The sequence below is a fragment of the Streptosporangium sp. NPDC051022 genome (genome assembly GCF_040683035.1).
GTDB lineage: Bacteria > Actinomycetota > Actinomycetes > Streptosporangiales > Streptosporangiaceae > Streptosporangium.
The window spans coordinates 168,037-193,932 of the sequence record NZ_JBFBCF010000009.1 but is presented as its reverse complement, the minus strand read 5'-3'; the positions used below and the strand labels follow the sequence as shown (position 1 = coordinate 193,932).

The following is a 25,896-nucleotide window of genomic DNA, read 5'->3' as shown; positions in this document are numbered from 1 at the left end:
GGGAGATCCATGACGACCGAACTGCTGACGGTCACCGGACTGACCAAGAGCTACGCCGGCGCGGACGGTGAGCTGCCGGTCCTGGCCGGGATCGACCTCTCGGTGCACGAGGGGGAGATCGTCGCTCTCCTCGGCAAGAGCGGTTCGGGCAAGTCGACGCTGCTGCGCTGCCTGGCCGGACTCATCCCGCCCAGCTCGGGCACGGTCAGCTACCGGGGCGCCCCGCTCAGAGGCGCCAACCCCGGCACCGCGATGGTGTTCCAGACGTTCGCCCTGCTGCCCTGGCTGACGGTCCAGCAGAACGTGGAGGTCGGACTGGAGGCGCGCGGCGTCGCACCGGCGGCACGCAGGGAGGCGGCGCTCACGGCCATCGACCTGATCGGCCTGGACGGGTTCGAGTCCGCCTACCCCAAGGAGCTGTCGGGCGGCATGCGGCAACGTGTCGGCTTCGCCCGCGCGCTGGTGGTCGAGCCGGACGTGCTGCTGATGGACGAGCCGTTCTCCGCGCTGGACGTGCTGACCGCCGAGAACCTCCGCGGTGAGCTGCTGGAGCTGTGGGAGTCCGGTGAGTTCCCCACCAAGGCGATCGTGGTGGTCACGCACAACATCGAGGAGGCCGTCCTGCTGGCCGACCGCGTCATCGTGCTCGGCGCCCGGCCGTACGGCACCATCCGCGCCACCTACGACATCCCGCTGCCCAGACCCCGGGACCGCGACGCCGCCGACTTCACCAAGCTGATCGACGCCGTCTACCGCACGATGACCGGCCGTGAGCAAGGCGCCCCGCTCCCTCCCCACGGCCTGCGATCACCCGCCAGACGCACCCCCGCCAACACGCCGCTCCCCGCGGCTTCGGTGGACGGGCTGTCAGGGCTCGCGGAAATCCTCCGGCGGCACGACGGCCATCTGGACCTGGCCGACCTCAGTGACGAACTCGGACTGGAGGTCGACGACCTGCTGCCCCTGGTGGACGCCCTGGAACTGCTCGGCTTCGCCACGGTCGACGGAGGGAAGGTCACGCTCACCGACACCGGGTTGACCTTCTCCGCGGCCGATGTGCGGGAATCCAAGCAGATATTCGCCACGGCTGTACGGGACCTCCCGCTGATCCATCTGATCGTCACCAGTCTGAGGAACAGTGTCGACGGGGGGTTGCAGGCCGGGTTCTTCCGCGACGTTCTGGCCCACCACTACACCGGCGAACAGGTCGCGCGGCAACTGGAGACCGCCACCGGCTGGGGGCGCTACGCCGAGCTGTACTCCTACGATGCGGTGCACGAGGAGTACCGTCTCGACCCCGCCGTGTAGAGCCGTCCACGTGAACACCACCGAAGCCGAGGCGTCGGACGCGCATGTCACTCGGCCGCGTCGTCGTACCGGCGCCGAGGCGCACAGGCCCTACCGTGCCCGCCCGGGCGACTTCGTCCTCATCCGCCCCGACGGCCACATCGCCCTGCGTGCCCACGACGCGCAGGAGACGAACGACCACCTGGCGGTGGTGAAGGCGGTGGCTGCCGTCTAGAATTTTTGCATGATTGCGCAAGTTCCTTCGAATTCGTCGATCGTGTCGGTGGACGCGATCGTGGACGTGTTGAAGGCGATCGCCGATCCCACCAGGTTCCAGATCCTCAACGCCGTCTCCAGCCGCGAACACGGAGTCAGCGAGCTGGCCGAGAAGGTCGGCGCCCATGTCGCCGCGGTGTCCCAGCACCTGGCCAGGCTACGGGCGGCCGGGCTGGTCAGCACGCGCCGCGATGGCACCAGGATCTACTACCGGGCGGCCAACTCGCATGTCGCGGGCCTGCTGGCCGAGGCCGGCCTGCTCACCGGCTACGTCACAGGAGTCATCGACCCGCCCGACGACGGCACGCCCGGCGGTGCCGTACAGCAGGCCGCCAAACCCGCATGGGTGCTCAACCTCGGAAGGCTGCAAACCGCGGACTAGCGTCCAGAGTCGTTAACGCGACAGCGAGGAAATCTTCACCGCCCACGGTGAGACCGTGCTCGCCGCGCACGTCCTCCTGCTCGACCTTCCTCCCGGGGCCGAGGCCACCGTCCACCCAGCTCGCCGAAGAGCGGCTCTGCCTGGCGCACGCCGCCCGCCCCGACGGTAGTGGGTTGTGCTGCGGTATGTCGCCGACGAGGACGCGCATCCGGTACTTGGCCAGGATATCCAGCCCCATGTAGCGGCGGGCCTCGGTCCACTCGTCGGTCTGCTCGGCCAGAACCGCACCGACAAGCCGGACGATCGCCGCTCGATCCGGGAAGATCCCGACCACGTCGGTGCGGCGGCGGACAGCGGCACATTTGTGATGGATCACGTGCCCTCGGCAGGCACGGACAGGCTTCTGACCAGGCCAGACAGTGACACAGGCCGATGCCGGTGTCCGAGACGACAGGTCCTTCGCATAGCACGCCACAGCGGCCAGATCACGTGTGAGTCAATCCCGGGCACCTGCACCGATCCTGTCGCTCCCCTCTAGAAGAGCCGCTCTCATACTCACAGATCACGCGATGGCCGTCCTCGTTTCCGGACGCCACGCCATCTAGCTGGGGAAACTCATACACCACGTCCGTGGACGCAACCGAGGGGCGGCGATGGCGACGAAGGATGAAGTGCTCCGCCCGGTGTTCGTAGCGGCGGTGTATGTGGCGGCAGCCGGACAGTCGGCAGACGGTTCGTTCGACGACTCAGCGATGACGGCCGAGTCTGCGGCCGGACTTGACGCCCCGGCGGGTGATGCCGTGACCGCACTGCATGGGAAGGATCGCGAGTGGGCGTGGCCTTCGAAGCTTGAGGGCCTCGAGGCCTTCCCCCCGGAGCATCTATGATCATGGAAGTCTGGCCCGCTGTGTGACGACGATGCATGCGAGCACGACGACGGTGGTGAAAGGAACGGCGGGACTGAACCGCTCGCCGAGCAGGAGCACGGCCCACACAAGCGTGAACAGCGGCTGAGCGAGCTGCAGCTGGCTCGCTTTCGCCACACCGATGAGGCCCATACCCTGATACCAGAGGACGAACGCCCCGAACTGCGAGATAGCAGCGATGTATGTCAATCCGACGAGGGCCTTCGCCGTAAAGTGCACCGGCTCCTGTGGCAGTGCCAGTACGGACACAATGAGATTGACTGGTGCGGCGAGCACAACGCCCCAGGCGATGACACGCCAGCCGGGCATGTGCGCCGAGAGCCGTCCGCCTTCGGCATAACCGGCTGCGCAGACGAGTAGGGCACCGAAGAGGTAGAGGTCCGCGACCGTCGGCTGTCCGTGGTTCTGTGAAAGAGTGAACACGATGACGGTAACCGCACCGGTCCCGGCCGCGGCCCAGAACATCTTTGAGAAATGGCGCCGTGTGAGAATCGCAGAGATCGTCGCCGTGGCCATCGGCAGTGCTCCGATGACGACCGCCGAATGCGCCGTGGATGATGTCTGCAAGGCGAGCGTCGTGAGCAGTGGAAATCCGATGGCGCATCCGGCCGCGACAATGGCGAGCGCAGGCAGGTCGGCGCGGGTCGGGAGCGGCGTCTGTTTTACGAGCAGTACTGAAAGCGCAATAAGGGCGGCCAGGACGCCGCGGAATCCGGTGGCGCTCCAGGGGCCGAATCCGTCGAGCGCCCACATGGTTCCCGGGAAACTGAAGGAGAAGCTCAAGACGCCGAGTGCGGCCAAAAAGGTGCCGTTCGACAGTAACGGTACTCGCAGTGAGGCGATAGCGCTACGATCTGTACTCATAACATATGGTAGCAGTTCATATGATTTTGTAGGGTTTTGGTGCGGTAAATCGAGAAGATACGCGCCGGCACTCGCATCGTGGTGTACCGTGAGCTCGTTTATCGCTTCGGAGTGAGTGGTACCGCTGTTTTGCGGATGCCCGTCCTCCGGAGATGCTTTCGGCGTCAGGGCTAAAGGATTGTCGAAGACGTCGAGGACCGACTGCGCCATGGGTGACGGCGGAACCGGTGGGTCGGGCGGCCCAGATACGTGGACCGCCCGATGGGAATCGATTCCGGGCCGATGGTGTTCTCATGACCTCATTTGAGTGTTACGAGGTGTTGTTCTCGGCGGCGATATTCGTCGACATGTCCCCTCGCCGGCCCTTCGCCCCACGGGCCCCGAGCATGTCACCGCAGTGTTGTTGCAGAGGGCTCGGTCTGTATGAGAAAGCCGATCCTCACCCTGTCGTCGGCGATCGCTCCAGCCACCTGACAAGGCACTGTCAGAGCCGTCTTTTTGATTCTCCTTGCGGCGGGGACCGGCCGGACGGTGCACCTCAAGGCGAAGGAGAAGCTCATGACGAGGTTATGTGCGAAGAGATCTCCCCAGGCCCGCGGTAAACGTGGAGCCTGCGGAGTTCTTTCACGGGCGGGACGGCGACACGGCGCTGCCCGAGGGGGCGCAGCGGGCGAAAAATTTTACAAACATATCGCAGTCCTGCGAACGAGCCGGGAAACGACATGGGGGAGACGGGCGCCGCCCGGTCACAGCAACGGCCGAGCGAGGAGGACGCCTGCCGCCGATCCCACATCCGTGTCCCAGAGTCGCAAGAAGTGTCGGGACGCTATTCGAACGCAAGGCGTATCGCCAGTCCGAGAACTATGCAGAAAAGAACCATGCGAGCGAATTTCGCACCCCGCTTCAGAGTCATGCCTGCGCCGACCCACGCGCCGGCTATGTTCATGACCGCCATTCCGGCCCCCAGCAACCACATGATGTGGTCGTTCAGTGCAAATATGGTTATAGCGCTGATGTTCGTCCCCGTGTTGACGAGCTTCGCGAGGGCCGAGCTTCGCACGAGGTCTAAACCCAGAAGCGCTACGAAGGAAAGTATGAGGAAGGTGCCCGTACCGGGCCCGATGAAACCGTCATAGAAGCCGATCCCGCCGCTGACGACGAATATGGCGACCAGATAGTGGCGCCTTTGTAGAACATATTCATGATGTTCCATGCCGAACGTCGGGCGCACCATCAGGAAGATTGCGACGCCGACCAGGATGGCGATGATGACAGGACGAAAGAGCTGTGACGGCATGATGCCGGCCAAGTAAGCCCCTAATCCGGCCGCCACACAGGCGAAGCAGGCCGCAGGTATTCCCAGTCTGTAGTTGATCGGCGTTCTGCGCGCATAGGTGATCGCCGCCGTCGAGGTCCCGGCAATGGCCGCCAGTTTGCTGGTCCCGAGCGCCGTCGCGACCGGCATCCCCGGCATCATCAGAAGCAGAACGGGCACCTGCAGGAGCCCCCCACCACCTACAACCGCATCGATCCAGCCGGCTATCGCTGCCACACTCAGAAGTAAAGCAATTTTTTCAGGGCTCATCTGTCTTCCAGGGTCATGCCTCTCGGAAACACCTGACGGTATGGTCTGCGGCTGGTTTTAACTGGAACTCGTCAGCGGGACCGAGCAGTGGACACCGGACCCGCCGACGGGCCGTTCTCCATGGTGCTGACCGTAGGCTAGCTATTCATTTCCGCAGCGCCGAGGACCGCTGTCGCCAACACCTGTGCGACATCTTTGATGCGGGCGTTTCCCAGATAGGGAGCCAGCGGAGAGATGTCCGTGCATCCTATGAGGACCGTGTCGGCCGATTCTGTCCATCCCGCCGAGATGACCTGGGAAAGTCTTTCGGCGAGATGTTCAACTCCTTGTCCTTTCTTGATCCCATTGACAATGGCCTGGACTTCGTCCTGTTCGGAATCTTCGGGAAGGAGAACCTGAATGCCTGAATCGTTTAGATACCTGCTCAGAAGCCCAGTGTTTCGTGCAGGGGATGTCAGGGCGATAGCAACTCTTTTGACTTCCTCCTTTTTGCAGGAAGTGGTGATCGCCTCGAGGAGGTTCACGACGGGAACCGGGACACTCTCGACGATTTCTTCGTAGAAGGCGTGAGTGGTCACCGACGGCAGGACGATCAAGTCTGCCCCGTTTTCGACCAGTTGCTTAGCCACGTTACGCAACGCTGGAACGGGAGAATCACCGCGTCCTTCAAGGAAGTCCAGGCGACTCGGGATGGCAGGATCCGAGATGAAGACGACGCGCGGATGTTCCTGGTCTTTTCCTGCCCGTGTCTCCTCCACCAGGCAGCGATAAAAGTTCGCGCTTGCGAGGGGTCCGAGCCCGCCGATGATCCCGATTGTCTTGTGGTATCGGCTGGTCATGAGCTGATCAGCACTCGTCTGAGGTGGCGTCCGCGGTCCTTAAAGGAATTCCGCGAGTGGAGCATTCTCCAGTTATCCCACACAAGCAGCCCGTTGCGCTCGATGCTGATCGCCTCGTGATTTTCCTCGAAGAACGACATCCCTCGCTCCAAGAATGAGGGAAGAAAGCCGTCCTCCACTCTGATTACATTGTTGTATGAATAGCGCAGTATCTCCTTTCCTCCCTGACTCTCCAGGATCGGGTGAGTGGTCCTTACATGGATGTCGTGGCGAGCCAGGCCCTCGCTCGACTTCCATTCATACTGCCGAGTCCGCATAATGGTCAGTTCCTCGTCCGTGAAGGAACGGAGCCACTCGCGCGCGTCTGCCAGGGTTGTCTCCCCGCCCTCTCCCGAAGCCGGCTTGACGCACCAGAGTGCGAGGTAGCGGGGCGGGGCCCCCGGATACTCATAGGCCTCGGTGTGCGGCACCAGTGCCCTCGTGTTACGAGAGTGGTAGACGTCGTCCATGTCCGGTTCCGGGATAAGCTCCCATATCAGGGATCCGTCATAGGCGTGCGGAAGAAAGCTGCCGAACTCCTTGAGGAAGCTTATGTGGTCGAACTCCTCAGGAACATCCTTTAGATACGCATAGCCGTATTCATCGAGGTTTTCCTTGGCGGCGAACACTTCCGCATGCGCGAAGTTGGGGCCCTCAAGATGGTCAAGCGAGATTGATTGATGCATGGCTTCCCCTGCTTCTCTGCCTAATCATGGACTGAGTTGCTTCGGCTGCCTTCGATTTGACCGGCAACGGCGTTATCGCCGATGGTGACATGTTCACCGCCCGTGGTTAAGCGGGTTTCAAGCACATTCCTTGACGTGCTCTCAGCTCCCCGCTGGGCGGTCTGCTCGACAAGGCATTTATCAGTGAAATGCGCTTCGAGGTGACCTGCGATCAACCATAACACGAAACGGAGGGGATTTAGTAGATTCTCCCTTGGAGGCCATATTCAATAAATTGGGACACCCTAATCGTCTCGCCACTAACGGGGGTGCATTTTCGCAGGTGGGACACGTGTTTATTTAAATATTTACATAGCGCGGAAGATTGAATATGATCTCAAGTTAACTCAATGTTTCATCATAGTTATCACTGGGGTGTTTCCTCCGGTAGTGACATCGCCGAGTCCGCCTTTGACGGTGTAACCGCACACAGGCCAACGGCGAACACGCGACTCATCGAGCGATACCCGGGACAGCGATGCGAACAGGCGGTGAATTTCGCTGAAGGGACGACGATCGATCGGGCGGCAGCCTCCCCTGCCCGAGGCCTTGCCCGCCTGTCCCGGCCAACCATGTGCGTTCGTCCGGTAGCGCGGCCCGGGGGACGGCCAGAGAAACCGGTGCCGGTACAGCCGGCGTCAGGCACCGGAGCCAGGCCGGATGGAGCCAGACCTGGTAGTGATCGAAGACGGCTTCGTCCTCACACTGGTCCGGAAGCATTCCTTGATCGTCGAGCGGACGCCGGCCACGCTCACCGGGCGGCCCAGCTGTACCAAAGCCGGAGGCGACGGCGAGTCCTGCCCCTGAGGTGCGGACACCTTGCGCACCGGATGACGGAGGTCCGGAGATAAGGAGTTCCACGCGGTGACGAAGTCGTGCCCGCCGGAGTCCAAGCGGACGCCGTCGCGTTGTGCCTGTCCACCCCGGCCCGCACCTTGGAGTCGGCCGCCCAGGATCTGGGCATCAGCGTGAACCCTTGCGTGACCGGGGCCGTGAGGCTCCGGAGAGCGGCGCCGCTGAGCAGAGCGAACGGGCACGGCGAAGAAGCCGACGAGTGTCAGCCATCGTCCGGTCACGTGCTGAAAGAAAAGAGCGAGCAGTTCAAGGCACGGGTCCGGGAGTTGGAGGTTGAGCGCGATACCTCACACCGGCGGTGAAACGTTTCACGGATGAGACGGACCAGTGAGCCCGCTTTCGGTTCGTCGCCGGCCACCGGGAGTCTTCGAGGGGAAGCGGCTGCGCGGGATGCCGACGGTGTCGCGCTGGGGCTTCTACCGGTGGCCGAGGACGGCGCCGCGCGGGCGCAGCGGGCCGCAGCCGATACCGTGCTCGCTCTGGAGATCAAGTGGATCCACAGCGAGTCAGGCCGTTTCTACGCTGGCCCGCGTCACCACCGAGCCACGCGCTGCGGGGCGGACGCTTCGGCTGTCGATGACCGCCGCCGACGGCTCAGGGGCCCGCCCGGCTGGACGGTTCACGGTCGGTCTCTCGCACACGCTGCCGGAAATCACTGAGCAGGGATCGAGCATTGAGCACTTCTTCAGGGGCAGCATCGGAGGAGATGAACACACGCGCGTGCTCCACACGGGCAGGTCCCCGTTCCGCGAAAGAGCATGGGCTCCGCCCACGCCAAGCCCCACGGTCCCTGCGGCACCAATGTCCGGCTCAAGAGCCGGCCTGTCCTCCGTAGGCTCTGCCGCTCGTCTCACCACAGGTTGGCCGGTCACGACGATCCTCGCCCATGACTTCACGGCAGCCGATAAACCGGGTTTGGTGACACGGCACGTCGGCGATGAACCCGGCCGGCCTCGCGCACCCCGCCTCCACCATCACAAGCCGATCTCATGGGCGCCAGACCTCATCGGTAACCGGCGGATGCTGCGCCTGGAGGCTTCTGCCGCCTTCTTTCAAGACTTCAGCCGTTTGTCCAGGGCGTGTGCGAATCGCATCGCGCCACTCTCAGAAAAAGGCAGGTTCAGCGATGGTTCGCATATTTCCATCTCCAGCACCATTGGCCTGCCGTCGCTGTCGCGGATCAGGTCGACGCGCCCATAGAGCAGCGGTGGTTCGAGGCCTAGGTGTGACGCCGCGGCGGCGAGCGCAGCCGAAGCGACGGCGCGCTCGTCCTCGGCTGCGGTCCGTGCCTTGCGATGTTCGAGAGTCGGTACATTCACAGTGCCATCGGGCATGAGCATCGCGCTCTTGTGGATAGCATGACTGTAAACGCCGTCGAAATAGATCAGGTCGGTCTCACTGCCGTGGTCGACTGATTGTACGTAGGGTTGCAGTATTACGTGGGAGCCTTCTCCGAGCAGTCGGACGATGTGTTGATACGCCTCAGCCTCAAGTGGCAGGGTGAAGCGTCTCACATCCTTTGAGTAGGCGGCGGTCGTTGGCTTCACCACGATTTCTCCGGTCTGAGGATGCTCGGCGAGCAACTCCTGTAAGGCCGGAATCGGATTTGCGCCGGGCTCGATAAACTTGCTCGGCACGATCGGCACCCCGTGCGCGACGAGATCGGCCAGATAAAGCTTGTCGAGCCCCCATCGCGCCACCGACAAAGGATTAAGTAGACGCGTCGAGGCGGCGATGCGCTCGCACCAGGCCAAAAATACAGGCAACCGCCCGACCCAGGTCCAAGGAGAGCGTAACAGGGCGGCGTCGAAACGTGACCAGTCGATGGTCTCGTCCTCCCAGGAACACACCTTGGCCGTGAGGCCTACTGCTCGGCACGCGTCCAGCAGCAGTGGCATGTCGTAATCGATAGGGAGACTGGCCTCATCCGTGACCAGGGCAACGGTGCTCATAGGACGGATCCAATACTGGGACGGGAAGGTGGATTACTGCCGTTACGCCTGTTCGGTGTTCCAGTGCCAGGGAGAGAAAACGAACGGGTTCCCCGCAGCGTCTTTTGCCCGAGGTGCATCGAGCCAGAGCCGTACGTTTTCAGCGGCGCCGATCGCGGTGGGGTGGACTACCAGGGAATGATTTTCCCCATGTGCACATAGGTGCCGCTTTCGCCGTCGTTGTCGAGCAGAGCCATGCTGACGCTTGTCCTGGCGCCGCTCGATACGTCGATTTCGCCCGCGCCTTCATTCATGCCGGTTTTGGTGTAGCCTGGGTGAACGGCATTCACTTTAATTGGCGTTCCGTGCAGCTCGTAGGCCAAGTGCACGGTCCAGGAGTTTATCGCGCTCTTGGAGGCGCTGTAGGCCGGAAGTGATTTGAACATAGGACTGTGGATATAAGAGTCCGGGTCGCTGTGCGTGCCCAAGGAAGCAAGTAGGCTGGAGACGTTCACGATACGTCCTGCCGCGGACTTGTGGATCAGGGGCAGCAGGGCCAAGGTCACTTCGACAACGCCGAATAGATTGGTGTTGAAAGTCTCACGCCATTGCTGGAGAGACTGCTCGGATGGTTTTTTGCCGTACTCCTCGATTCGGATTCCTGCGTTGTTGACCAAGATGTCGAGGCGACCGTACCTGCTTTCGATCTCCGTGGCGACGGCGGCGATGCTCTCCGTCTTCGTCACGTCAAGCGCAAAGGCTTCGACGCTGAGGCCGGCACTCTGCAACTTCGCCGCCGCTTCGACCGTCGCCGCATGATTACGGCCGGTGAGTAGTACGTGAACGTTCTTTTCGGCGAGCTGGCGCGCGATTTCGAAACCGATACCACGGTTGGCGCCAGTGACAAGGGCTATTTTCAGTGAATCCATGGACAAATCAAAACCTCTGTCTCGAAGAGCGGCGAAAGAGTGCAGGCGCAGTTCTCTTACCAATCTACCGACAAAAACTTCGCCACTGGCGGTCCGAATCGATCAACGTCGACAAGAAAAGCGTCATGCCCCTTCTCCGATTCCAGCGACAGAAATTGGACGTCAGCACCGCTGGCGCTCAAGCCCGTAGCGATTTGCCGCTGTTGGTGCAGGGGAAACAGGATGTCCGTCTGCACGCCGATCACCAACGCCTTTTCGAGGCGCAGCCGAGACAGGGCCTCGTCCGCGGTGCCGCCGCAGGATTCGCCGAGATCGAACCGATCTATGCAACGGCTGAGGTAGAGATAGCTGTTTGGATCGAAACAGTGCAGGAAACGGTGGGCGTGGAACTCCACATAACCTTCCACCTCAAACTCCAGGCCGAACGGTTCCTCGCCCGTTCGGCGATCTGGGTCCAAGCGCGCTCGGCCAAACCGGCTGTCCCATTCCTGGGCCGAACGGTAGGTGATCATGCCCAGTTTACGTGCCATGATCATACCGCGTTGCGGATAGCTCTCTTCGTCGTATCGGCCCTGATTCCAGTGTGGGTCGAACCGGATCGCCTCGCGTTGCAAGGAGCGGATCACAATCGAAAACGGCAGTGAGTGCGTTGCTCCGGAGATATTAATGTGGCTGCGCGTCAGATCAGGATGCCGGGCCAGCAGGGCCAGTGCGCTCATCCCGCCCATGGAGACGCCTATCACGCAGGCCAGGCGTTCGAAGCCCAACGCGCGCACGGTGAAGGCGGCCGCGTCGGCGATGTCCTCCATGGACAGATCCGGGAACTCCAGCCGGTAGGGGCCGCCCTTGCCCGGATTGAGCGAGGTCGGCCCAGTGGATCCCTTGCAACTGCCCAGCGAGTTCACGCAGATCACGTACCAGCGATCTGTGTCGATGGGCTTGCCCGGTCCCAGCATGGCCTCCCACCAGCCAGGGGTGGGGTCGTCCGGGTGGGAAGCGGCGTGCGCGTCGGGCGAGAGGCCGGTGAGGATGAGGATGACGTTGTCGCGTGCCGCGTTCAGCCGTCCGAAGTCTTCGTAGGCGATGCGTGCGCCATGCAGAATGCCACCGCTTTTCATGACAAATTCGGTAGGCAAATCGACGAAGCGGGTGGCAGGGGGAATGAATTCCCTCATACACCTATTCCTGTTTTGTGTTGGTTTGCTTCCGAGTAGAACCCGTGCTTACCTGTGTAGTTGCTTGAAAACCGGCGGAGAAGGTTCCAGGTCAGGCACGTGAAGGGGGGGCGTCCAGCGACGCCAGCCATTCGTCGTCCGACCCCTCACTCATGCCTTCGAGCAGGAAAGTGGACAGGTAGCGCTCGCCGGTGTCCGGCAGCATCGCGAGTAGGACTGAACCTTCTGGCGCATCTTCCGCGACGCGCAGTGCCGTCGCCACGGTGGCGCCGGCCGAAACACCTGCGAATATCCCTTCTTCGGCGGCGAGACGGCGTGCGACGTCGCGCCCGGCTGTTTCGTCAACGGTTAGAAGCTCGTCGATAACGCTTTGATCGAGCAGGGGGGGCACGAAGTTGGGAGCCCAGCCTTGGATCTGATGCACATTCCATTCCTTACCGGACAGCACAGCGGCATTCTCCGGTTCGACGGCGACGATGCGCACCTCGGGCCGTGCGAGCTTCAGCATCTGTCCGACACCAGTGAGGGTCCCAGTGGTCCCGAAGCCTGTAACGAAGTAGTCCAGTCGCTTTCCGGCGAAATCACTGAGGATTTCCGCCGCTGTCGTTTCGCGATGATATGCAGGGTTTGCAAGGTTTTCGAACTGATGGGCCCGGAACCAGCCATGCTTTTTTGCCAGCTCGTCTGCTATCTGGTTCCCACCGCTGGTTCCTTTGACGCCAGGAAAGAGGATGACCTTTCCGCCATAGGCGCGAATCAGCTTTCGCCGCTCCACCGAGTAAGTGTCGGACATCACCGCCACGAACTTATAGCCGCGTGCCGCAGCCACCATCGCCAACGCGATGCCGACGTTGCCTGAAGTGCACTCAGCGATCGTGTCACCGGGCTTCAGTAGCCCTTTCGCTTCGGCGTCGAGGATGACGGAGAGCGCCAGGCGGTCCTTCACCGATCCGCCGGGATTGAAGGACTCCACCTTCACATAAAGCGTGACATGCTTGGGCGGGAGCCGATGTAGTTTGACAATGGGCGTGCGACCGATTGTGTCAAGGATGCTATTGTAGAGAGGCATGAGAAAACTGTCCTTCGTAAACGAATGCAGCAGGGCCGGCCAGGAGGATTTGTTCGGCGGCATCCAGCCAGCTGACCTGCAGCTCGCCTCCGGGCAGAGCAACCGAAACGTTCCGGTCGACGCGTTCCCGCCGCATCAGAACTGCCGCTGCGGCACAAGCACCGCTACCGCAGGCGAGAGTTTCACCCGCACCGTACTCGTAAACTCGTAAGCGGATACTGCCGCGTGATACCACTTCGGCGAAGCCGACATTGACGGTTGGCGGGAAGAAGTCCGAGCCCTGTAACGCCTGACCGATCCGGGCGACCGGGGCGGCGTCCACGTCGTCGACCTCGATCACTGCGTGCGGGTTGCCCATCGAGACAGCGGCGAAACGAAGGCGTGACCCACTGACCAGGTCGGCCTCGTACAGATGCTGTTCCTCGTCGAAGCCGAACAGGGGAATCCGCTCCGGCGTGAACTGTGGCATGCCCAGAGCGATACTGAAAGACTGCTCGTTCAGGACGTCCACCATGTGTGTGCCGACCGGGCTGTCAAGGGCGAATCGAGGTCCCTGCGTCAGGCCTGCGCGGACGACCCAGGCGGCGACGCAACGTGCGCCGTTACCGCACTGCTGCGAGGGAGAGCCGTCAGCGGTCCAGATCTCGAAGGACGCGGCGGCTTCCACACTGCGCGGAGCCCTGATGCCGAGAATCAGGTCGCAGCCGACACCGGTGTGGCGGTCCGCCAGGGCGCGGCACAATCCCGGTGAAGGCGATTTCGCGTCACGCAGATCGAGTATGACAAAGTCGTTTCCAGCGCCGTGCATTTTAGTGAAATGTAGCGTGGATGAAGTTTTAATCGGCCTTAACCTATCTAATAGGCGCTTTTCGTCGTGCCTCTTCTAGAGTCGGGCTATCTGGCTTGCGCGGCCTCGAACGCGGGAGCGACCATGTCGAGAATGATCGAAACTGCCTCTGCGGCACTTTTGTCATCCGCCGGGGCATTGAACTCCGCTAGCTCGACTCCAAGAAGCTGTTCCGACGGAATCGACTTGAATATTTCCCGGATCTGCTCTGGGAACATTCCGTCCGGGACCTTGTAGTCAGCAGGCACAGACCCTGGATCGAGTACGTCCCAATCAATGTGTACCCACACTCGAGATCCGTTGACGGCGTTCAGGATGTTCTCTGCTGTCGCTTCCCGTGGGGGGACAACCCGGACGCCGGACGTTTGCAGAAGTTTGCGCTCGGCCTCGTCTATGTCGCGCGCCCCGATTAGAATGACCTGCTCGGGCCGGAGACCGGCACCATGACCACTGTCCCAAAGCCCGCACGCGGCCGAGAGCACCATGCCTCCCAGATAGCCCGTATCGGTCGTCTCCGGCGTGTTGAAGTCGCCGTGCGCGTCGATGTAAAGCACCACGGCGTCCGGGTGTTCCCGCGCCACAATCGGCAGTGAGGCGAGGCTTGCCGAGCAGGTGTTGGCGATCATTACCGTGAGGTTGCCGCCCTCGACGCTCGCTGTGACCGCTTGCCTCAACCCGACAAGCGTCTCCCTGGCTTGGGGAAGACTGACGCTCCAATCGTCGTTGGCCGGCGGTTCGGCTTTCCCGATGTATCGACCTTTAATCCCGTAGCGGTGTTCCAATGCTTGCGCCGTGCGTGCCGCGCCCTCGATCATCCGCGGTTCCCTGTCGGCTACACGCCCCTGGGAGACAATGAGATCAATCATCTTCCTAAGCTCTCCTCTGGTTTTATGATCAGTACAGGTGGCCGCTCTGACGTTTACGCGAGAATGTGCGGCGCGGCGCGGTCCGATCTAGGACCCTCGAAACAGGAAAGGGCATTTATCTGTCCTTTCGATATTCTCTTCCATAAGGCCGTACTGAAACCACTCGAGTCCATCGGTGCCGTAAGACCCTAGCTGGAGGGAATGTGGTATTCCATCGTAGCGGGCGATTCGGTTGCGGATGTTTGAGCGAACCTTGCGGCCGCTCGGCGTATTGCCGGCGAAGACATCGAACCGTTCACGCGGATTGATGACGAGAATGAAGTGCTCTCCGAGGTTGCGGCTCCGGCGGGCCCGATGGGCAGGACCGCTCATGTTGCAGAACAGCGGCATGCCGTTGAAGCACATGGACCAGGAGCCGGAGTCGGGATCCTTGCCGACTTCCTCCGGCCAGGGCGCGGGATCGATCTCGTGTAATTTTTGAAGAACCTTCCATCCGAAGGCGTGATAATCATCTACGGATCGCGCGTCTACGGCGCTCGGCGAGAACGCCACTATCAGTGGATAGGCCGTATCCAGGCTGCCGTCCCACTCCATGGACAGCTCCACATATTCTTTGAGCCCATCTCTCAGATGTTGAATGCCGTCCTTCTGGCAGTTTTCCACGAAGATGAGCTTCAAAATTTTCTTTCGGAATGCATTCCTTGAGAAGATGCACGGAAAACTGGGATCGGTGAGCCGGGACTCGATGTCGTTGAGAACGGCACGGTGCCAGCTCTTTTCGTCATCATTGACTTGCGTTTGGGAGATCAGTGTCGCTCTCCCGCTCGGCATGCTCAACTGGGACACCCGTTTTCAATGGAGGATCCATCATTTCTTACAGTGACTCTTTCTTCTTCTTGAAGAAAAACGAGACCCCGGACTGAATGGTGGAGAAGCGCAAAACCCAGCGATCTCAAAGCGGGGTGTCGCCGGGTGGGTCGTTCGCCTGGTCGAGGCATGAATATGCGCGCAACACGTCTCGGCCGGCGGAGGTGACTACCGCAAATCCTCTGTTTCGTGATTCGGGTACCGCGTCAATGCGCAGGCTGATGAAAACCGCCGATCAATGTAACGGTGAGATATGAAAGTCTCGACTGGAAAGCCCTTCGAGCTCCAGGTGAAATGCAATCGGGGGCGATTCTGTTTTTGGCGTTTCCGGCCTCTGATCACTAACTACCTATTGGTGATCCTCTGGCGTAACAAGGTGATTTTGCCCGACCAGTCGGCAGCCGGTCAAGACTTGTCGGTGTATTCCCCGAAACATGAGGATGGATGCGGATAAGCAGGCCTGATTGTGGAGCGGAATCTTCTCCTCCACCGATTGAACCGCAGGGATCGTTTTCGCAGTTCAGGGGGCGAGGCGGGAGTGCCGCGTCAATGATCAAGCAAATCGGACATGGCATAATTCATGCTAGATTACAGGCGTACTCGCCGGGAATGCTGCTTTTTCCCCGGACGTCCGACTCCTGTGGGTCGTCCGAAATATCATGCGATTTCATGCGCCCGTTCAACCGGATGTCGAGAGCCCATGTTGACGAGCTCGAATTCGGTCGGTGGATTGGAGATATGGACACACATATTCGCTGTTCTGTTGCGCTAGTCGTCGAAATCGGTGGACGAGACAGACGCGTATCCGCAGAGGAGGCGGCGCTGCAACGGCGGCGGTGTTGATTCACGAGGTGACGGTCGTTGCGGTCCGGTCGGGGCCGAGCCGGACCGCTGTCCCGCTACCTGCGGACTGCTCGAAGCGGGCACGATCCGGTTCACCTCGATCGGCCTGCACGCCTCCCAACGTCCCGGCCAGTGGTTGCGGCCTGATCGGCTCGCGGCCGGTGTTCGATCCTCCTGCTCTCGGGCGGTATCCGGCGCGGCCGATGCCTTCCGGCCGTGACGATGAGGCCGGCCGCGTTCCGGCCATCACGCGCCGCCAAAACGGCGGGCGGCCACAGCGCCGACGGCGCTTTCGCCCCTGAGGCGAGCCTGAGCCCATCGCTGAGCCGGGTCGGCACCGATGCCGGTCGAGGCGGCCGGGTCGTCAACGGCCTCCAACCCGGTCTCCCTCGGTGGCTGGCGATATCCGGTCGGCTTCCGGTTCTCCGGGCGCGGCTGACCGTTCACCTCGACAGCGCGGTGCCGCACCTGACGAAGGGGCTACGCTGCCGCGTAGTCCGCCCAACCCGTTCATCAGTGACCCAGACAGCCCGCCTGTGGGATGTGGGTCCGCCGGACCGTGCCTCAACCGGCTGCGGACCTCATTCGGGTACGACGGCTGCAGCGGCCAGCTGATCAGTACCCGCACATCCGGCTATCGCGCCAGGACGTGTTTGTGGTAGCTGCCGATGTCTCGAACCTCAACGGTGACCTGGGTGTTCAGTCCTCTTCCAGGCTTGATGTGGTCACATAGCATCGCGAGGGTCAAGTCTCCCAGACGGGCTTTGACCTCAGGGCAGCGGCCAGGCAGGATCGCCAGGTCCACGTGGACCATCGCCTCGGTGGCCGCACCGTTACCGAGGACCGCTTCGGTGACGACACGGAAGCGCGTTTTGAAATCCGCCAGGGCACTGCCGATCAACTCGGCTGCGGCCGGGTGAAGTGCCAGCGCGAATCCGCGCCGATCGAACGCCTCGGCGAGGGATGCGGAGTACTCGATGATGATCTGCGGCATGCCACTCATTGTTGAGATCGCCCGCTCCATAACCAAGCAACTCGAACCAAGCAACTCGCCGTGTTCCAAGGCCACGGACCGGAGGACGAAGGCGAGTCGGCAACCTCGGCTACCACGCTTCAACCGGACGATGGCTGCGGTACGCCAAGTGGGCGTCCACTCCTGAGGGATCTGCCTGGCCCTGATTTTCAGATTACGCGCCGTTTTTCAGCTTCGCTTTTAGTACGGTCTGGTCGTCGAAGCTGCGGGAGGGATGAACGAGTGCCGGCTCATACAGGCTGACGGGAGCGGACCTGAACGCCGCGATCCATGTCTGGGTCATGTGTTCACTTCTCCTGATCGCGCAGCAGGTGGCGGGTGAGGTCGTCGAGGCGGGCGATGATCGGTCTGATGCCTTCTCCGACGGGGCGCCGTGCATCTGGAGCGCGGTGACGTGGGCGGCAGTGGCTGGATCGTAGTCGCCGGCAAAGCTGGTTGAGACGGGGCCGGGGTTGATCAGCACGTAGCGGGTTGGGGCCGGCGGAATGGCGGGCGGCGAAGGCGACCGCGAGCAGATTGTTGGCCCGTCCGGCCTGCATCCGGGCTGCCACCCCGTCATAGCGACGTTCGAGCATCAGGTCGTCCCAATGGATGCGGCCGGTGGGGATGCCGGGCGCGGGCCCGGAGACGTTGACGATGACGCGCGGCCGGTCCAGGCCGTGGCTGAGCAGGAATCGGCTGTGGTACTCCAGGCCGAAGACGCCCTCGACGCCCTCGGCGGTGACGAACCGGCTTGACCGGAAGTAGCGGGCGCACAGCGCCAGCGCATCCACGCTGGGGTGGCGGGCGTTTATTTCCCTGAGATCTCTTCTGTTCTCGCTGACCAGGCTCAGGTTCGCGGGAGTGAAGTGGGCTCTGGGCAGCATGGCCGCTTTGGCCGCATCGCGGCCGATGATCACCACGGTATCGCCTCGACCCAGGTAGGTAGAGGCCAGGGCCCGGCCCATGCCGTCGGTGCCGCCGCTGATCACGATGGTCTTCGCGGTGCTGGTCATCAGGACGCCTTTGCTGGGGTGGTGGCAGGTTCGGAGTGGGTGGCTGGCGTGTGGGGGCGGCAGGGTAGTGGCGCCGCCGCGGTGATCGCGTCACTCTCGGCCAGTACGGCGGTTGCCGCGAAGGCAACGAGGAGGGTCACGGTCGTCGGCCACATGACCAAGCAGCGCTGGAACGACGCCGACCAGTGGATCTGGTCCGAGCAGATCACCCATGAACCCTTGGTCTCGCTTGAGGAGTTCCAGCAGACTCAGGAAATCCTCGCCGGTCGGGGAAGGGGCCGACCACCCACACGCCGCACCGGACCCGAAGGCCCTGCGTGCTGCGCGGAGTGCTCTTCTGCGGTTACTGCGACCGCAGGATGCAGGGCAACTGGAATCACCGGCACCCCTACTACCGGTGTCGTTATCTGGCCGAGTACGCCCTGGCCAACGATCTCGATCATCCCAAGACCGTCTATCTGCGGGAGGACGAGGTCCTGCCCGCGCTGGATGCCTGGCTGGCGGTGGAGTTCGGTCAGCGTCGTCGGGAGGAGACCGTCAGGTTCCTCGCCGAGTACGGGCAGGTCAACCATGGTCCGGGGACGGAGGCCGCGAGCCAGAGGATCTCGGAGTGCGATCGTAAGCTCGCCCAGCACCGGGCGGCGCTTGAGGTGGGTGCGGACCCTGTTCTTGTCACCCAATGGATGGCCGAGACCCAGGCTCAGCGCGCGGCGGCCCAGGCCCAGCTGCGACAGACCGGCGCCCGACGGTGCATGACACGAGAGGAGATCAACACGGTGATGAACGCTCTTGGCAACCTGGTGCAGGTCATGCAGGAGGCTGACCCGGTGGACAAGGCCGAGATCTACGCCCAGATCGGGCTGCGGCTGACCTACCGGCCCCAGAAATGACTCGTGGAGGCCCGGATTACTCCCGACCCCACATGTGCAAAAGGTTTGTGTCCGAGGGGGGACTTGAACCGTTCTCCCATCTTTTGGGCTCTCTTGACAAGCCTTGGCTAGACCTCTCTTGACCTCGGCTGGCTCTTACCTTCCTGGCACCTGTCGTGCTGTCTGTGGTGGGCTCCTCAAGAGTTGCGTTGGGCACCGTTGGTTGTAGTTCATCAAGGCTGGTCGGGCTGCTCTCTTGAGCTCCTCAGCACTGAGGCTCATCGATCCAGCGAAGATGACCTGGTTCCGTCGGCTTCTCACCTGGGATTCCTTCGGAACGAGAACCCCGCGGCCGCGTGGTCACCCCGGTGACCACGCGGCCGCCGTTTTCGCATGCCCCCTGGGCAACCGGGGCCGCGCTGGGGCTGAAACCCCGGCCGGACGGGCGCGCGGGTGTGCGGAGGCCTTTTCGCCGTGACGGTTGTCCGGAACTTGACACCTGAACCACCGCGGGCATATTGACGCCCCCCCTACGCCCACATTTACTTCTTTTAAGAAAGTTTCCTAACTGTAAATGCGCTGGTCTGCCGCGAAGGCATTCCGGCCACCCCCCAAGGAGCACCATATGAACGTGAGAAGATGGGCCGCGACCGCATTCGTCAGCGTCCTGGCGACGGCCGGACTGGTGACCGCCACGGCCTCAGGCGCGAACGCCTGGCCCGCCGAATGCAGCTACCAGCTCGACCCCATCCCCGGCGAGCACGGGATCAGCAGCTACTGCCCTAGCGGCGCGTACCAGCACCGGGTCGTCGTCATGGAGAGTCACTACTACGCTGGGGTCCTCGCCATCGACAGCCCGTGGGTGCCCGCCGGGCAGACCTCCTACACCAGGATCGCCCATCACCCGATCCTCAGCATCCGGATCGAAACGCGCTGACACCGTCCCGGACCCCATACGCGCGGCCCGGCCGGAGCAGGGCCGCGCCGCACACATGCGCGCGTCCTGGTCAGGACGGCTTCGAGCGCTTGGGCTTCCCTGGGATTCTGGGCGTTCTCCAGGTTCTGGGCGTCTTCGAGGCCCCCGGCGCTTCCGAGGGTCCCAGCGCCTTCGAGTTCGAGATTCCGGGGCGGGCTGTGCCGGTGCTCCAGTGCGCCGGGCGGGTGAATGCGCGCGGCAGCCTCGTGGCGGCGTCTTGGATGAAAAAGAGTCTGATCAGGGCAGCGTCGTCAAGCTCCTGGTGGCCTGTTCGCCCTGGGCAACCTGGAGCGCACGCTGCGGACCTTGGCGGGAGCACGAGACGTCCCGTCGTCCCGCGACCAGGGGGCCGCCTTGACGCGGCAGATAGCCGATTCCGATCGGAAACTGTCGCTGCATCAGGCCGCGTTGGAGGCCGGGGCCGACCCTGCGGCGGTGGCGGGGTGGATCAGGGAGGAACAGGCCCGGAAAGCAGAGGCGGAGAACAAGCTGCGGAGGATGTCGCCGGTTCGGGTCGTTCGGTTCGACCATGAGCGCCTGGCGGTCATGTTAGGGGAGTTGGGTGATGCTGTCCGGGTGCTGAACGAGGCCGATCCCGAGCGGAAGGCCAGGATCTACGCCGCTTTGGGGATGCGGTTGACCTACCACCCCGGAAAGCGAAAAGTCCTGGTCAGTGCGAGCACTGACCAGGACGATATCGTCCAAGGGTTTGTGTCCGAGGGGGGACTTGAACCCCCATGCCCCGCAAAGGGCACTAGCACCTCAAGCTAGCGCGTCTGCCTATTCCGCCACCCGGACTTGGTGCCTGCACGCGGGACCGTCATCCCGCGTCGGCGGACTCAGGTTAGCAAACTCTTGGGCTTGCGTCATATCGGTATGCGAGCCGGTCGGCCGGGGATGCCGAGACGGCCTCGGCGGCGGCAGGATGGAGGCGCAAGCCGTATCAATCCTAAGGAGTCGCCATGACCGCGCTCAACGGTGAGGACGAGGTCGCGGGGCTGTGCCGTGACCTGATCCGGATCGATTCGACCAACGCGGGTGACAACGCCGGGCCCGGGGAGCGGGCCGCGGCCGAGTACGTGGCGGCGAAGCTGGCCGAGGTCGGGCTGGAGCCGCAGATCCTGGAGTCGGACAGCCGGCGGGCGAACGTGGTCGCCCGCATCGAGGGGGAGGACCCCTCCCGGGACGCGCTGCTCCTGCACGGGCACCTCGACGTCGTCCCGTTCGACGCGGGCGACTGGACCCTGCACCCGCTCAGCGGGGAGATCGCCGACGACTGCATCTGGGGCCGGGGCGCCGTCGACATGAAGAACATGGACGCGATGATCCTCGCCGTCGTCCGCCAGCGGCTCAGCGAGGGCCGCCGCCCGCCGCGGGACGTGGTACTGGCGTTCACCGCGGACGAGGAGGCCGGCGGCACGTACGGCGCGCACTGGCTGGCCGCCGAGCACAAGGACCTCTTCGACGGCTGCACCGAGGCCATCGGCGAGGTCGGCGGGTTCAGCGTCTCCATCGACGAGGCACGCAGGCTCTATCTCATCGAGGCGGCGGAGAAGGGCATCGCCTGGATGCGGCTCACCGCGACCGGCAGGGCCGGGCACGGTTCCATGCTCAACGGCGACAACGCCGTCACCGAGCTGGCCGAGGCGGTCGGGCGCATCGGGCGTTATGAGTGGCCGGTACGGCTGACGCAGACGGTCAGCACCTTCCTCACCGAGACCGCCGGGGCCCTGGGGCTCGAACTCGACCTGGACAACCCCGAGGCGACCGTGGCCAAGCTCGGCCCGCTGGCCCGGATGATCGGCGCCACGCTGCGCAACACCACCAACCCCACCATGCTGGAGGCGGGATACAAGGCCAACGTGATCCCGCAGACCGCGACCGCGCACGTGGACGGCCGGTTCCTGCCGGGATACGAGGAGGAGTTCTTCCAGACCCTCGACGAGCTGCTCGGGCCCAACGTGACCAGGGAGTTCGTCTATCACGACATCGCCATCGAGACCGGGTTCGACGGGCCCCTGGTGCGGGCCATGGCCGACGCGCTGCTGGCGGAGGACCCGGGGGCGCTCGCCGTGCCGTACACCCTCTCCGGGGGCACGGACCTGAAGGCGTTCAGCACGCTGGGCATGCGCGGGTTCGGGTTCGCGCCGCTCAAGCTTCCCGCGGACTTGGACTTCTCCGGGATGTTCCATGGGGTGGACGAGCGGGTGCCGGTGGATTCGCTCCGGTTCGGGGTCCGGGTGCTTGACCGCTTCCTGGACGGGTGCTGAGCCGTTCTTGCGGAAACCCATCGCGCTGACTCGGCGTGGTGGTAGCGTAACTCTCCGTTGAGGGGCCGGGCCTGCCTCATGGGCGGCCCGGCCGGGAGCTTCGGGGAGGTCACGTGGCACGCACGCCGCACGGGCAGTGGAGGGCGTCCTCGCCCGCCGCCCCGCGCGTGCCCGTGACCGTTCTCACTGACGACGCCGAAGGCGCTGACGATGCCGTCTTCGCCCGGGCTGGCCGGATGGCGCGGTTCGCGGCCGGTGCCCGGCCGATCGTCAGGCGGGCCTTCGCAGTCGGCGGCCTGTTCGCCGCCGGATGGCTGCTCGCGGTCGTCTTCGGGCTCCTCGGTGCCGCTCCGGCGGCCGCGGACACCACCGCGGCGACAGGAGCGGCCGGCTCCGGCGTCCCGGGCTCAGCCGCTGCCGGATCGGCCTTCCAGGCCGATGTCTTCCCCCCGGACAGCGGCGGACTCCTGGCCACGGGCAACGCCGAGGCCATGGCCGGGCGGCATGTGGACGGGCTCACCAGCCAGTCCAAGCCGGGCCTCCCGGCACCCGCCACCGTTGACCACAGTTCTGGCGCCAATGGATTCGTGCCCCAGACCAGCGGTGGATCCGGTCTTTCGGGGCCGGGCGTGGGGGATGTCACGCGGTTCGTCTACGACCCGCGGCTGACGGCGCGGCGTGTCCCACAGGCATGCGTGCTTCCCCCCGCGGTTCGCACAGCGGCGGACGACCCCTCTTTCTCTCCTGACTGATCCCGTCCTACGGCCCGGCCCGGCTTCCCTCCGTGGAGCCTGCCGGTCGCGGAGCGTGCCCGACTCCTTTCTCCGGAAACCTCCGGTGAGTCTCCGGAAATCTCCGGTGAGCCGCTCCGCCGCACACCTCATCAACGGCGATGAGTAGGTCCCAGTTTTCCTCGTGACGGCTGTCGAGGCCGCCGCTGTGCGGGCTCTCGGCTGACTCCGCATGGCTTCGCGCCGCTCGCGAGACGTCAGGTATTCCCCCAAAAAACCGCAAGGAGCATAAGTTCATGCGTACGTGGGTTAAGGGCACGGCTCCCGCAGCACTGCTCGCGCTCGGTGTCATGTCCCTGGGCAGCGGTACGGCCTTCGCCGACACCTCGGGCGACCACTCGGTCGCCGGCGGCAACCAGGTCAACCTCCCGATCTCCCTGCCGATCGACATCAGCGGCAACAGCGCCGCCGTCGGCGGCCACGCGAGAGGGTCGTCCGAGGGAGGCGCCTCCGTCGAGGACACCGGCCCCTCCGGCGGCTCGTCCGGCGTCCCCGGCAGGACCTCCGGCAACGGATCCGTGCTGGGCGGCAACCAGGTCAACGCGCCGATCGACCTTCCCGTCAACGCCTGCGGCAACGGACTGGCGGTCCTCGGCGGTTCCGAGGCCGGCTGCAAGGGCGGCGCCTCCGTCAGGCGGTCCGGCAGCGGCGGCGGGAGCGGTGGCAACCGTACGAGCGGTGACCACAGCGTGCTGGGCGGCAACCAGGTCAACGCGCCGATCAAGGCGCCGATCAACCTCTGCGGCAACGCGGCCGCGATCTTCGGCGGTGCCGTCGCGGGCTGCAAGGGCGGCGCGTCGGTCAGCGGGCCCGCCGGTGGCGGTCGCGGGGCGGGCGGCAACACCACCTCGGGCAGGGGATCGGTGGGCGGCGGTAACCAGGTGGTCGCGCCGATCACCGCGCCGATCAACGTCTGCGGCAACACGGCCGCGGTGTTCGGCGGGGCGTTCTCCGGCTGCAAGGGAGGCGCCGAGGTTCCCGGCACGCCGGGACGGCCGGGCCGTCCGGGCGGGCCCGGCTGGCCGGGCAAGCCGGGCTACCCCGGCGGGCACCCGGGCGGCCACTCGGGCGGGCACGGCCCGCGCCCCGGCGGACAGCCGGGCGCGGGGGGCAACATCACGTCGGGCAACTGGTCGGTGCTCGGCGGTAACCAGGTGGTCGCGCCGATCACCGCGCCGCTCAACGTCTGCGGCAACGCGGTCGGCAACGCCGACGCGGACTGCAAGGGCGGCGCGTCGATCGAGGGCGGCGGTGCCGGGACGGGCCGCGGCGCCGGCGGCAACATCACGTCGGGCAGGCCGTCGGTGGCCGGCGGTAACCAGGTGGTCGCGCCGGTCAACGCGCCGGTCAACGTCTGCGGCAACGCCGTGGCGCTCTTCGGTGGCGCCTTCGCCGGTTGCAAGGGCGGCGCGTCGGTCAGCGGGCCCGCCGGTGGCGGTCGCGGGGCGGGCGGCAACACCACCTCGGGCAACTGGTCGGTGGCCGGTGGTAACCAGGTGGTCGCGCCGATCACCGCGCCGGTCAACGTCTGCGGCAACGCGGTCGCCGTGCTGGGCGACGCCGCCGCGGGCTGCCTCGGCGGCTCTCACGCGGGCGGGTCGGCGGCGGCCCGTCGTGGGCTGCGCGACGCCCGGTGGACCGGTGCGGCCGCCAAGCACCGGACCAGCGGCCTGATGTCCACCCTTCCCGTCGTCCCCGATCTGAACAGGATGAAGGGCGCGGGCGCCCGGCCGCGTCCGGCCGGTGCCTCCGATGTCCGCTCGCTGCCCCTCGTCCAGGGGGCGCGCGATCTGGCCGGTCTGCCCGAGCTTCCCGAACTGCCGGTGTCCTCGGGGCTGCCCAAGACCTCTGACCTGACCGGCGGCTCGGGCCTGTCCGGCGTCGCCAGCGGTATCCAGGGCAGTGGTATCCAGGGCAGCGGTGCCCAGAGCCGTGGCGCCCGGGGGCGCGGTGTCCAGGGCCGCGGTGCCCAGTCCGCGCCGCGGAAGCCGGACTCGGTCCTCGCCCCCGCGACCGGCCTGCTCTCCTCGACCCCGGCCGGCGGCGCTCTGCCCGCCAAGGGCGGCCTGCCCGTCGACACCTCCCTGCCCGTCGGCCTGATGAGCGCGGCCCAGCCGATCGGCGTGACCGGGATGAACTCCGGTTCGCTGTTCGCCCTTCTGCTCGGCGCCATGGCCGCGGCCTCCGCCACGCTTTTCGTGACCGCTCGCCGTATCCGCTTCGCCAAGAAGTAAGGCATCGGTAACCCGCCAGACATGTCTCCTCTGATCCTCTAAAGGAGACGCATAGACGCTTCGCGCGGGCGAGGGGAGGCCGGGGCCATCAGGGCCCGGTCCTCACCCGCCCGCCGGAGCGGAGAAGCTTTGCCCGTTCCGGGGGCGCGGCCCGGGACGGGCAAAGCCATGTCCGGGGTCGCGGGCCGCGCGGGGAGACGGACGATGACCGAGGTCACGGGCCGTGCGCATGGTCACATCGTCCTGGTCACACGTATGATCTTGCGACGCAGTCGGATGTCACGGCGGCCGTCGGGATACAGTCGCAGACGGTCGAGTTCCCAGTCGCCGTATTCTGCGTGTTCGGTCAGTATCCGCCGGGCCATGTCCCGGGAGGTGCCACGCGGAAGATGGAGAACCAAGTAGGAGTAGTCGAGCACAGCG

General features: G+C 64.3%; 22 protein-coding genes, 1 tRNA gene and 2 pseudogenes. 8 read left to right on the top strand and 17 right to left on the bottom strand.

The genetic code is table 11. The annotated features are described in order from the left end of the window. The first annotated feature begins 9 nt into the window (after nt 1-9). Genes AB0N02_RS18025 through AB0N02_RS18015 form a run of 3 tightly spaced genes read left to right on the top strand, consistent with a single transcriptional unit; the run spans nt 10 to nt 1,945 of the window. The gene (locus AB0N02_RS18025) at nt 10-1,308 is read left to right on the top strand and encodes a nitrate/sulfonate/bicarbonate ABC transporter ATP-binding protein (RefSeq protein ID WP_363947390.1); all 1,299 of its coding nucleotides are present in this window, start codon (nt 10-12) and stop codon (nt 1,306-1,308) included. A gap of 10 nt (nt 1,309-1,318) precedes the next feature. Further along, the gene (locus AB0N02_RS18020; RefSeq protein WP_363947387.1) at nt 1,319-1,522 is read left to right on the top strand and encodes a hypothetical protein; all 204 of its coding nucleotides are present in this window, start codon (nt 1,319-1,321) and stop codon (nt 1,520-1,522) included. 9 nt (nt 1,523-1,531) lie between these two features. Beyond that, nucleotides 1,532-1,945: a metalloregulator ArsR/SmtB family transcription factor gene (locus AB0N02_RS18015; protein ID WP_363947384.1), complete on the top strand. Its 414-nt coding sequence runs from the start codon at nt 1,532-1,534 to the stop codon at nt 1,943-1,945. A gap of 214 nt (nt 1,946-2,159) precedes the next feature. Here the strand turns inward: AB0N02_RS18015 and AB0N02_RS18010 are convergent. The 15 genes and pseudogenes from AB0N02_RS18010 to AB0N02_RS17940 form a co-directional block, all read right to left on the bottom strand. After that, nucleotides 2,160-2,297, bottom strand: a pseudogene (locus AB0N02_RS18010) (transposase); the annotation flags it as partial. A 313-nt stretch (nt 2,298-2,610) separates the two neighbouring features. Then, nucleotides 2,611-2,748: pseudogene (locus tag AB0N02_RS18005) on the bottom strand (IS5/IS1182 family transposase); the annotation flags it as partial. 84 nt (nt 2,749-2,832) lie between these two features. Beyond that, nucleotides 2,833-3,945 (bottom strand): DMT family transporter, encoded by a 1,113-nt coding sequence (locus AB0N02_RS18000; protein WP_363947381.1) that lies wholly within the window; start codon nt 3,943-3,945, stop codon nt 2,833-2,835. Nucleotides 3,946-4,561: 616 nt separating this feature from the next. After that, nucleotides 4,562-5,320 carry a TSUP family transporter gene (locus AB0N02_RS17995; protein WP_363947378.1) on the bottom strand — a complete coding sequence of 253 codons (759 nt, stop codon included), beginning with the start codon at nt 5,318-5,320 and terminating at the stop codon, nt 4,562-4,564. 137 nt (nt 5,321-5,457) lie between these two features. Beyond that, on the bottom strand, nt 5,458-6,159 hold the full coding sequence (locus AB0N02_RS17990) for an amino acid racemase (RefSeq protein WP_363947375.1): 702 nt from the start codon (nt 6,157-6,159) through the stop codon (nt 5,458-5,460). Then, nucleotides 6,156-6,884, bottom strand: a complete 729-nt coding sequence (locus tag AB0N02_RS17985; protein ID WP_363947372.1) for a TauD/TfdA family dioxygenase — start codon at nt 6,882-6,884, stop codon at nt 6,156-6,158. Before AB0N02_RS17985 ends, AB0N02_RS17990 begins: the two co-directional genes overlap by 4 nt. Before the next feature lie 1,946 nt (nt 6,885-8,830). Then, on the bottom strand, nt 8,831-9,730 hold the full coding sequence (locus tag AB0N02_RS17980) for a hypothetical protein (protein WP_363947369.1): 900 nt from the start codon (nt 9,728-9,730) through the stop codon (nt 8,831-8,833). A 167-nt stretch (nt 9,731-9,897) separates the two neighbouring features. Beyond that, the gene (locus tag AB0N02_RS17975; protein WP_363947366.1) at nt 9,898-10,638 is read right to left on the bottom strand and encodes an SDR family oxidoreductase; all 741 of its coding nucleotides are present in this window, start codon (nt 10,636-10,638) and stop codon (nt 9,898-9,900) included. Nucleotides 10,639-10,694: 56 nt separating this feature from the next. After that, nucleotides 10,695-11,813: a homoserine O-acetyltransferase gene (locus AB0N02_RS17970; RefSeq protein WP_363947364.1), complete on the bottom strand. Its 1,119-nt coding sequence runs from the start codon at nt 11,811-11,813 to the stop codon at nt 10,695-10,697. A 91-nt stretch (nt 11,814-11,904) separates the two neighbouring features. After that, nucleotides 11,905-12,882, bottom strand: a complete 978-nt coding sequence (cysK, locus tag AB0N02_RS17965; RefSeq protein ID WP_363947361.1) for a cysteine synthase A — start codon at nt 12,880-12,882, stop codon at nt 11,905-11,907. Further along, entirely contained in the window at nt 12,866-13,690 is an 825-nt protein-coding gene (gene dapF / locus AB0N02_RS17960; RefSeq protein WP_363947358.1) for a diaminopimelate epimerase, read from the bottom strand. The genes cysK and dapF overlap by 17 nt, the downstream gene beginning before the upstream one ends. Before the next feature lie 86 nt (nt 13,691-13,776). Further along, a complete protein-coding gene (locus tag AB0N02_RS17955; protein ID WP_363947355.1) occupies nt 13,777-14,595 on the bottom strand; it encodes an arginase family protein in 819 nt (272 codons plus the stop codon). 87 nt (nt 14,596-14,682) lie between these two features. Further along, nucleotides 14,683-15,441 (bottom strand): YqcI/YcgG family protein, encoded by a 759-nt coding sequence (locus tag AB0N02_RS17950; protein ID WP_363947352.1) that lies wholly within the window; start codon nt 15,439-15,441, stop codon nt 14,683-14,685. A gap of 1,498 nt (nt 15,442-16,939) precedes the next feature. After that, entirely contained in the window at nt 16,940-17,299 is a 360-nt protein-coding gene (locus tag AB0N02_RS17945) for a hypothetical protein (RefSeq protein WP_363947349.1), read from the bottom strand. A gap of 326 nt (nt 17,300-17,625) precedes the next feature. Then, a complete protein-coding gene (locus AB0N02_RS17940) occupies nt 17,626-18,333 on the bottom strand; it encodes an oxidoreductase (protein ID WP_363947346.1) in 708 nt (235 codons plus the stop codon). A gap of 317 nt (nt 18,334-18,650) precedes the next feature. On the opposite strand from AB0N02_RS17940, the gene AB0N02_RS17935 reads away from it, so the two are divergent. Together AB0N02_RS17935 and AB0N02_RS17930 are read left to right on the top strand one after the other, a co-directional pair. Continuing rightward, nucleotides 18,651-19,223 (top strand): zinc ribbon domain-containing protein, encoded by a 573-nt coding sequence (locus AB0N02_RS17935; protein ID WP_363947343.1) that lies wholly within the window; start codon nt 18,651-18,653, stop codon nt 19,221-19,223. A 604-nt stretch (nt 19,224-19,827) separates the two neighbouring features. Further along, on the top strand, nt 19,828-20,139 hold the full coding sequence (locus AB0N02_RS17930) for a hypothetical protein (RefSeq protein WP_363947340.1): 312 nt from the start codon (nt 19,828-19,830) through the stop codon (nt 20,137-20,139). Between the two features lie 751 nt (nt 20,140-20,890). On the opposite strand, the gene AB0N02_RS17925 is transcribed toward AB0N02_RS17930, so the two are convergent. Continuing rightward, a tRNA-Leu gene (locus tag AB0N02_RS17925) sits at nt 20,891-20,976 on the bottom strand. Between the two features lie 164 nt (nt 20,977-21,140). Here AB0N02_RS17925 and AB0N02_RS17920 point away from each other — a divergent pair. The 3 genes from AB0N02_RS17920 to AB0N02_RS17910 all read left to right on the top strand — a co-directional run bounded on the left by AB0N02_RS17920 (nt 21,141) and on the right by AB0N02_RS17910 (nt 25,473). After that, nucleotides 21,141-22,448, top strand: a complete 1,308-nt coding sequence (locus tag AB0N02_RS17920; RefSeq protein WP_363947337.1) for a M20/M25/M40 family metallo-hydrolase — start codon at nt 21,141-21,143, stop codon at nt 22,446-22,448. A 113-nt stretch (nt 22,449-22,561) separates the two neighbouring features. Beyond that, nucleotides 22,562-23,200 (top strand): hypothetical protein, encoded by a 639-nt coding sequence (locus tag AB0N02_RS17915; protein WP_363947334.1) that lies wholly within the window; start codon nt 22,562-22,564, stop codon nt 23,198-23,200. Nucleotides 23,201-23,475: 275 nt separating this feature from the next. Next, complete coding sequence (locus AB0N02_RS17910; RefSeq protein ID WP_363947331.1) at nt 23,476-25,473, top strand: chaplin family protein; 1,998 nt, start codon at nt 23,476-23,478, stop codon at nt 25,471-25,473. A gap of 233 nt (nt 25,474-25,706) precedes the next feature. Here AB0N02_RS17910 and AB0N02_RS17905 read toward each other — a convergent pair whose 3' ends face one another. Continuing rightward, nucleotides 25,707-25,892, bottom strand: a complete 186-nt coding sequence (locus tag AB0N02_RS17905) for a DUF5703 family protein (protein ID WP_363947328.1) — start codon at nt 25,890-25,892, stop codon at nt 25,707-25,709. Nucleotides 25,893-25,896: the final 4 nt, after the last annotated feature.

Excerpts from the sequence above, each read along its gene's own strand:
- AB0N02_RS17990 (WP_363947375.1), bottom strand. The coding sequence starts at position 6,159 with ATGACCAGCCGATACCACAAGACAATCGGGATCATCGGCGGGCTCGGA.
- AB0N02_RS18025 (WP_363947390.1), top strand. The coding sequence starts at position 10 with ATGACGACCGAACTGCTGACGGTCACCGGACTGACCAAGAGCTACGCC.
- AB0N02_RS17930 (WP_363947340.1), top strand. The coding sequence starts at position 19,828 with ATGAACGTGAGAAGATGGGCCGCGACCGCATTCGTCAGCGTCCTGGCG.
- AB0N02_RS17945 (WP_363947349.1), bottom strand. The coding sequence starts at position 17,299 with ATGCCGCAGATCATCATCGAGTACTCCGCATCCCTCGCCGAGGCGTTC.
- AB0N02_RS17985 (WP_363947372.1), bottom strand. The coding sequence starts at position 6,884 with ATGCATCAATCAATCTCGCTTGACCATCTTGAGGGCCCCAACTTCGCG.
- AB0N02_RS17910 (WP_363947331.1), top strand. The coding sequence starts at position 23,476 with ATGCGTACGTGGGTTAAGGGCACGGCTCCCGCAGCACTGCTCGCGCTC.
- AB0N02_RS18015 (WP_363947384.1), top strand. The coding sequence starts at position 1,532 with ATGATTGCGCAAGTTCCTTCGAATTCGTCGATCGTGTCGGTGGACGCG.
- AB0N02_RS17995 (WP_363947378.1), bottom strand. The coding sequence starts at position 5,320 with ATGAGCCCTGAAAAAATTGCTTTACTTCTGAGTGTGGCAGCGATAGCC.
- AB0N02_RS18000 (WP_363947381.1), bottom strand. The coding sequence starts at position 3,945 with ATGGCGCAGTCGGTCCTCGACGTCTTCGACAATCCTTTAGCCCTGACG.
- AB0N02_RS17980 (WP_363947369.1), bottom strand. The coding sequence starts at position 9,730 with ATGAGCACCGTTGCCCTGGTCACGGATGAGGCCAGTCTCCCTATCGAT.
- AB0N02_RS17975 (WP_363947366.1), bottom strand. The coding sequence starts at position 10,638 with ATGGATTCACTGAAAATAGCCCTTGTCACTGGCGCCAACCGTGGTATC.
- AB0N02_RS17920 (WP_363947337.1), top strand. The coding sequence starts at position 21,141 with ATGACCGCGCTCAACGGTGAGGACGAGGTCGCGGGGCTGTGCCGTGAC.
- dapF (WP_363947358.1), bottom strand. The coding sequence starts at position 13,690 with ATGCACGGCGCTGGAAACGACTTTGTCATACTCGATCTGCGTGACGCG.
- AB0N02_RS17955 (WP_363947355.1), bottom strand. The coding sequence starts at position 14,595 with ATGATTGATCTCATTGTCTCCCAGGGGCGTGTAGCCGACAGGGAACCG.
- AB0N02_RS17970 (WP_363947364.1), bottom strand. The coding sequence starts at position 11,813 with ATGAGGGAATTCATTCCCCCTGCCACCCGCTTCGTCGATTTGCCTACC.
- AB0N02_RS17940 (WP_363947346.1), bottom strand. The coding sequence starts at position 18,333 with ATGACCAGCACCGCGAAGACCATCGTGATCAGCGGCGGCACCGACGGC.
- cysK (WP_363947361.1), bottom strand. The coding sequence starts at position 12,882 with ATGCCTCTCTACAATAGCATCCTTGACACAATCGGTCGCACGCCCATT.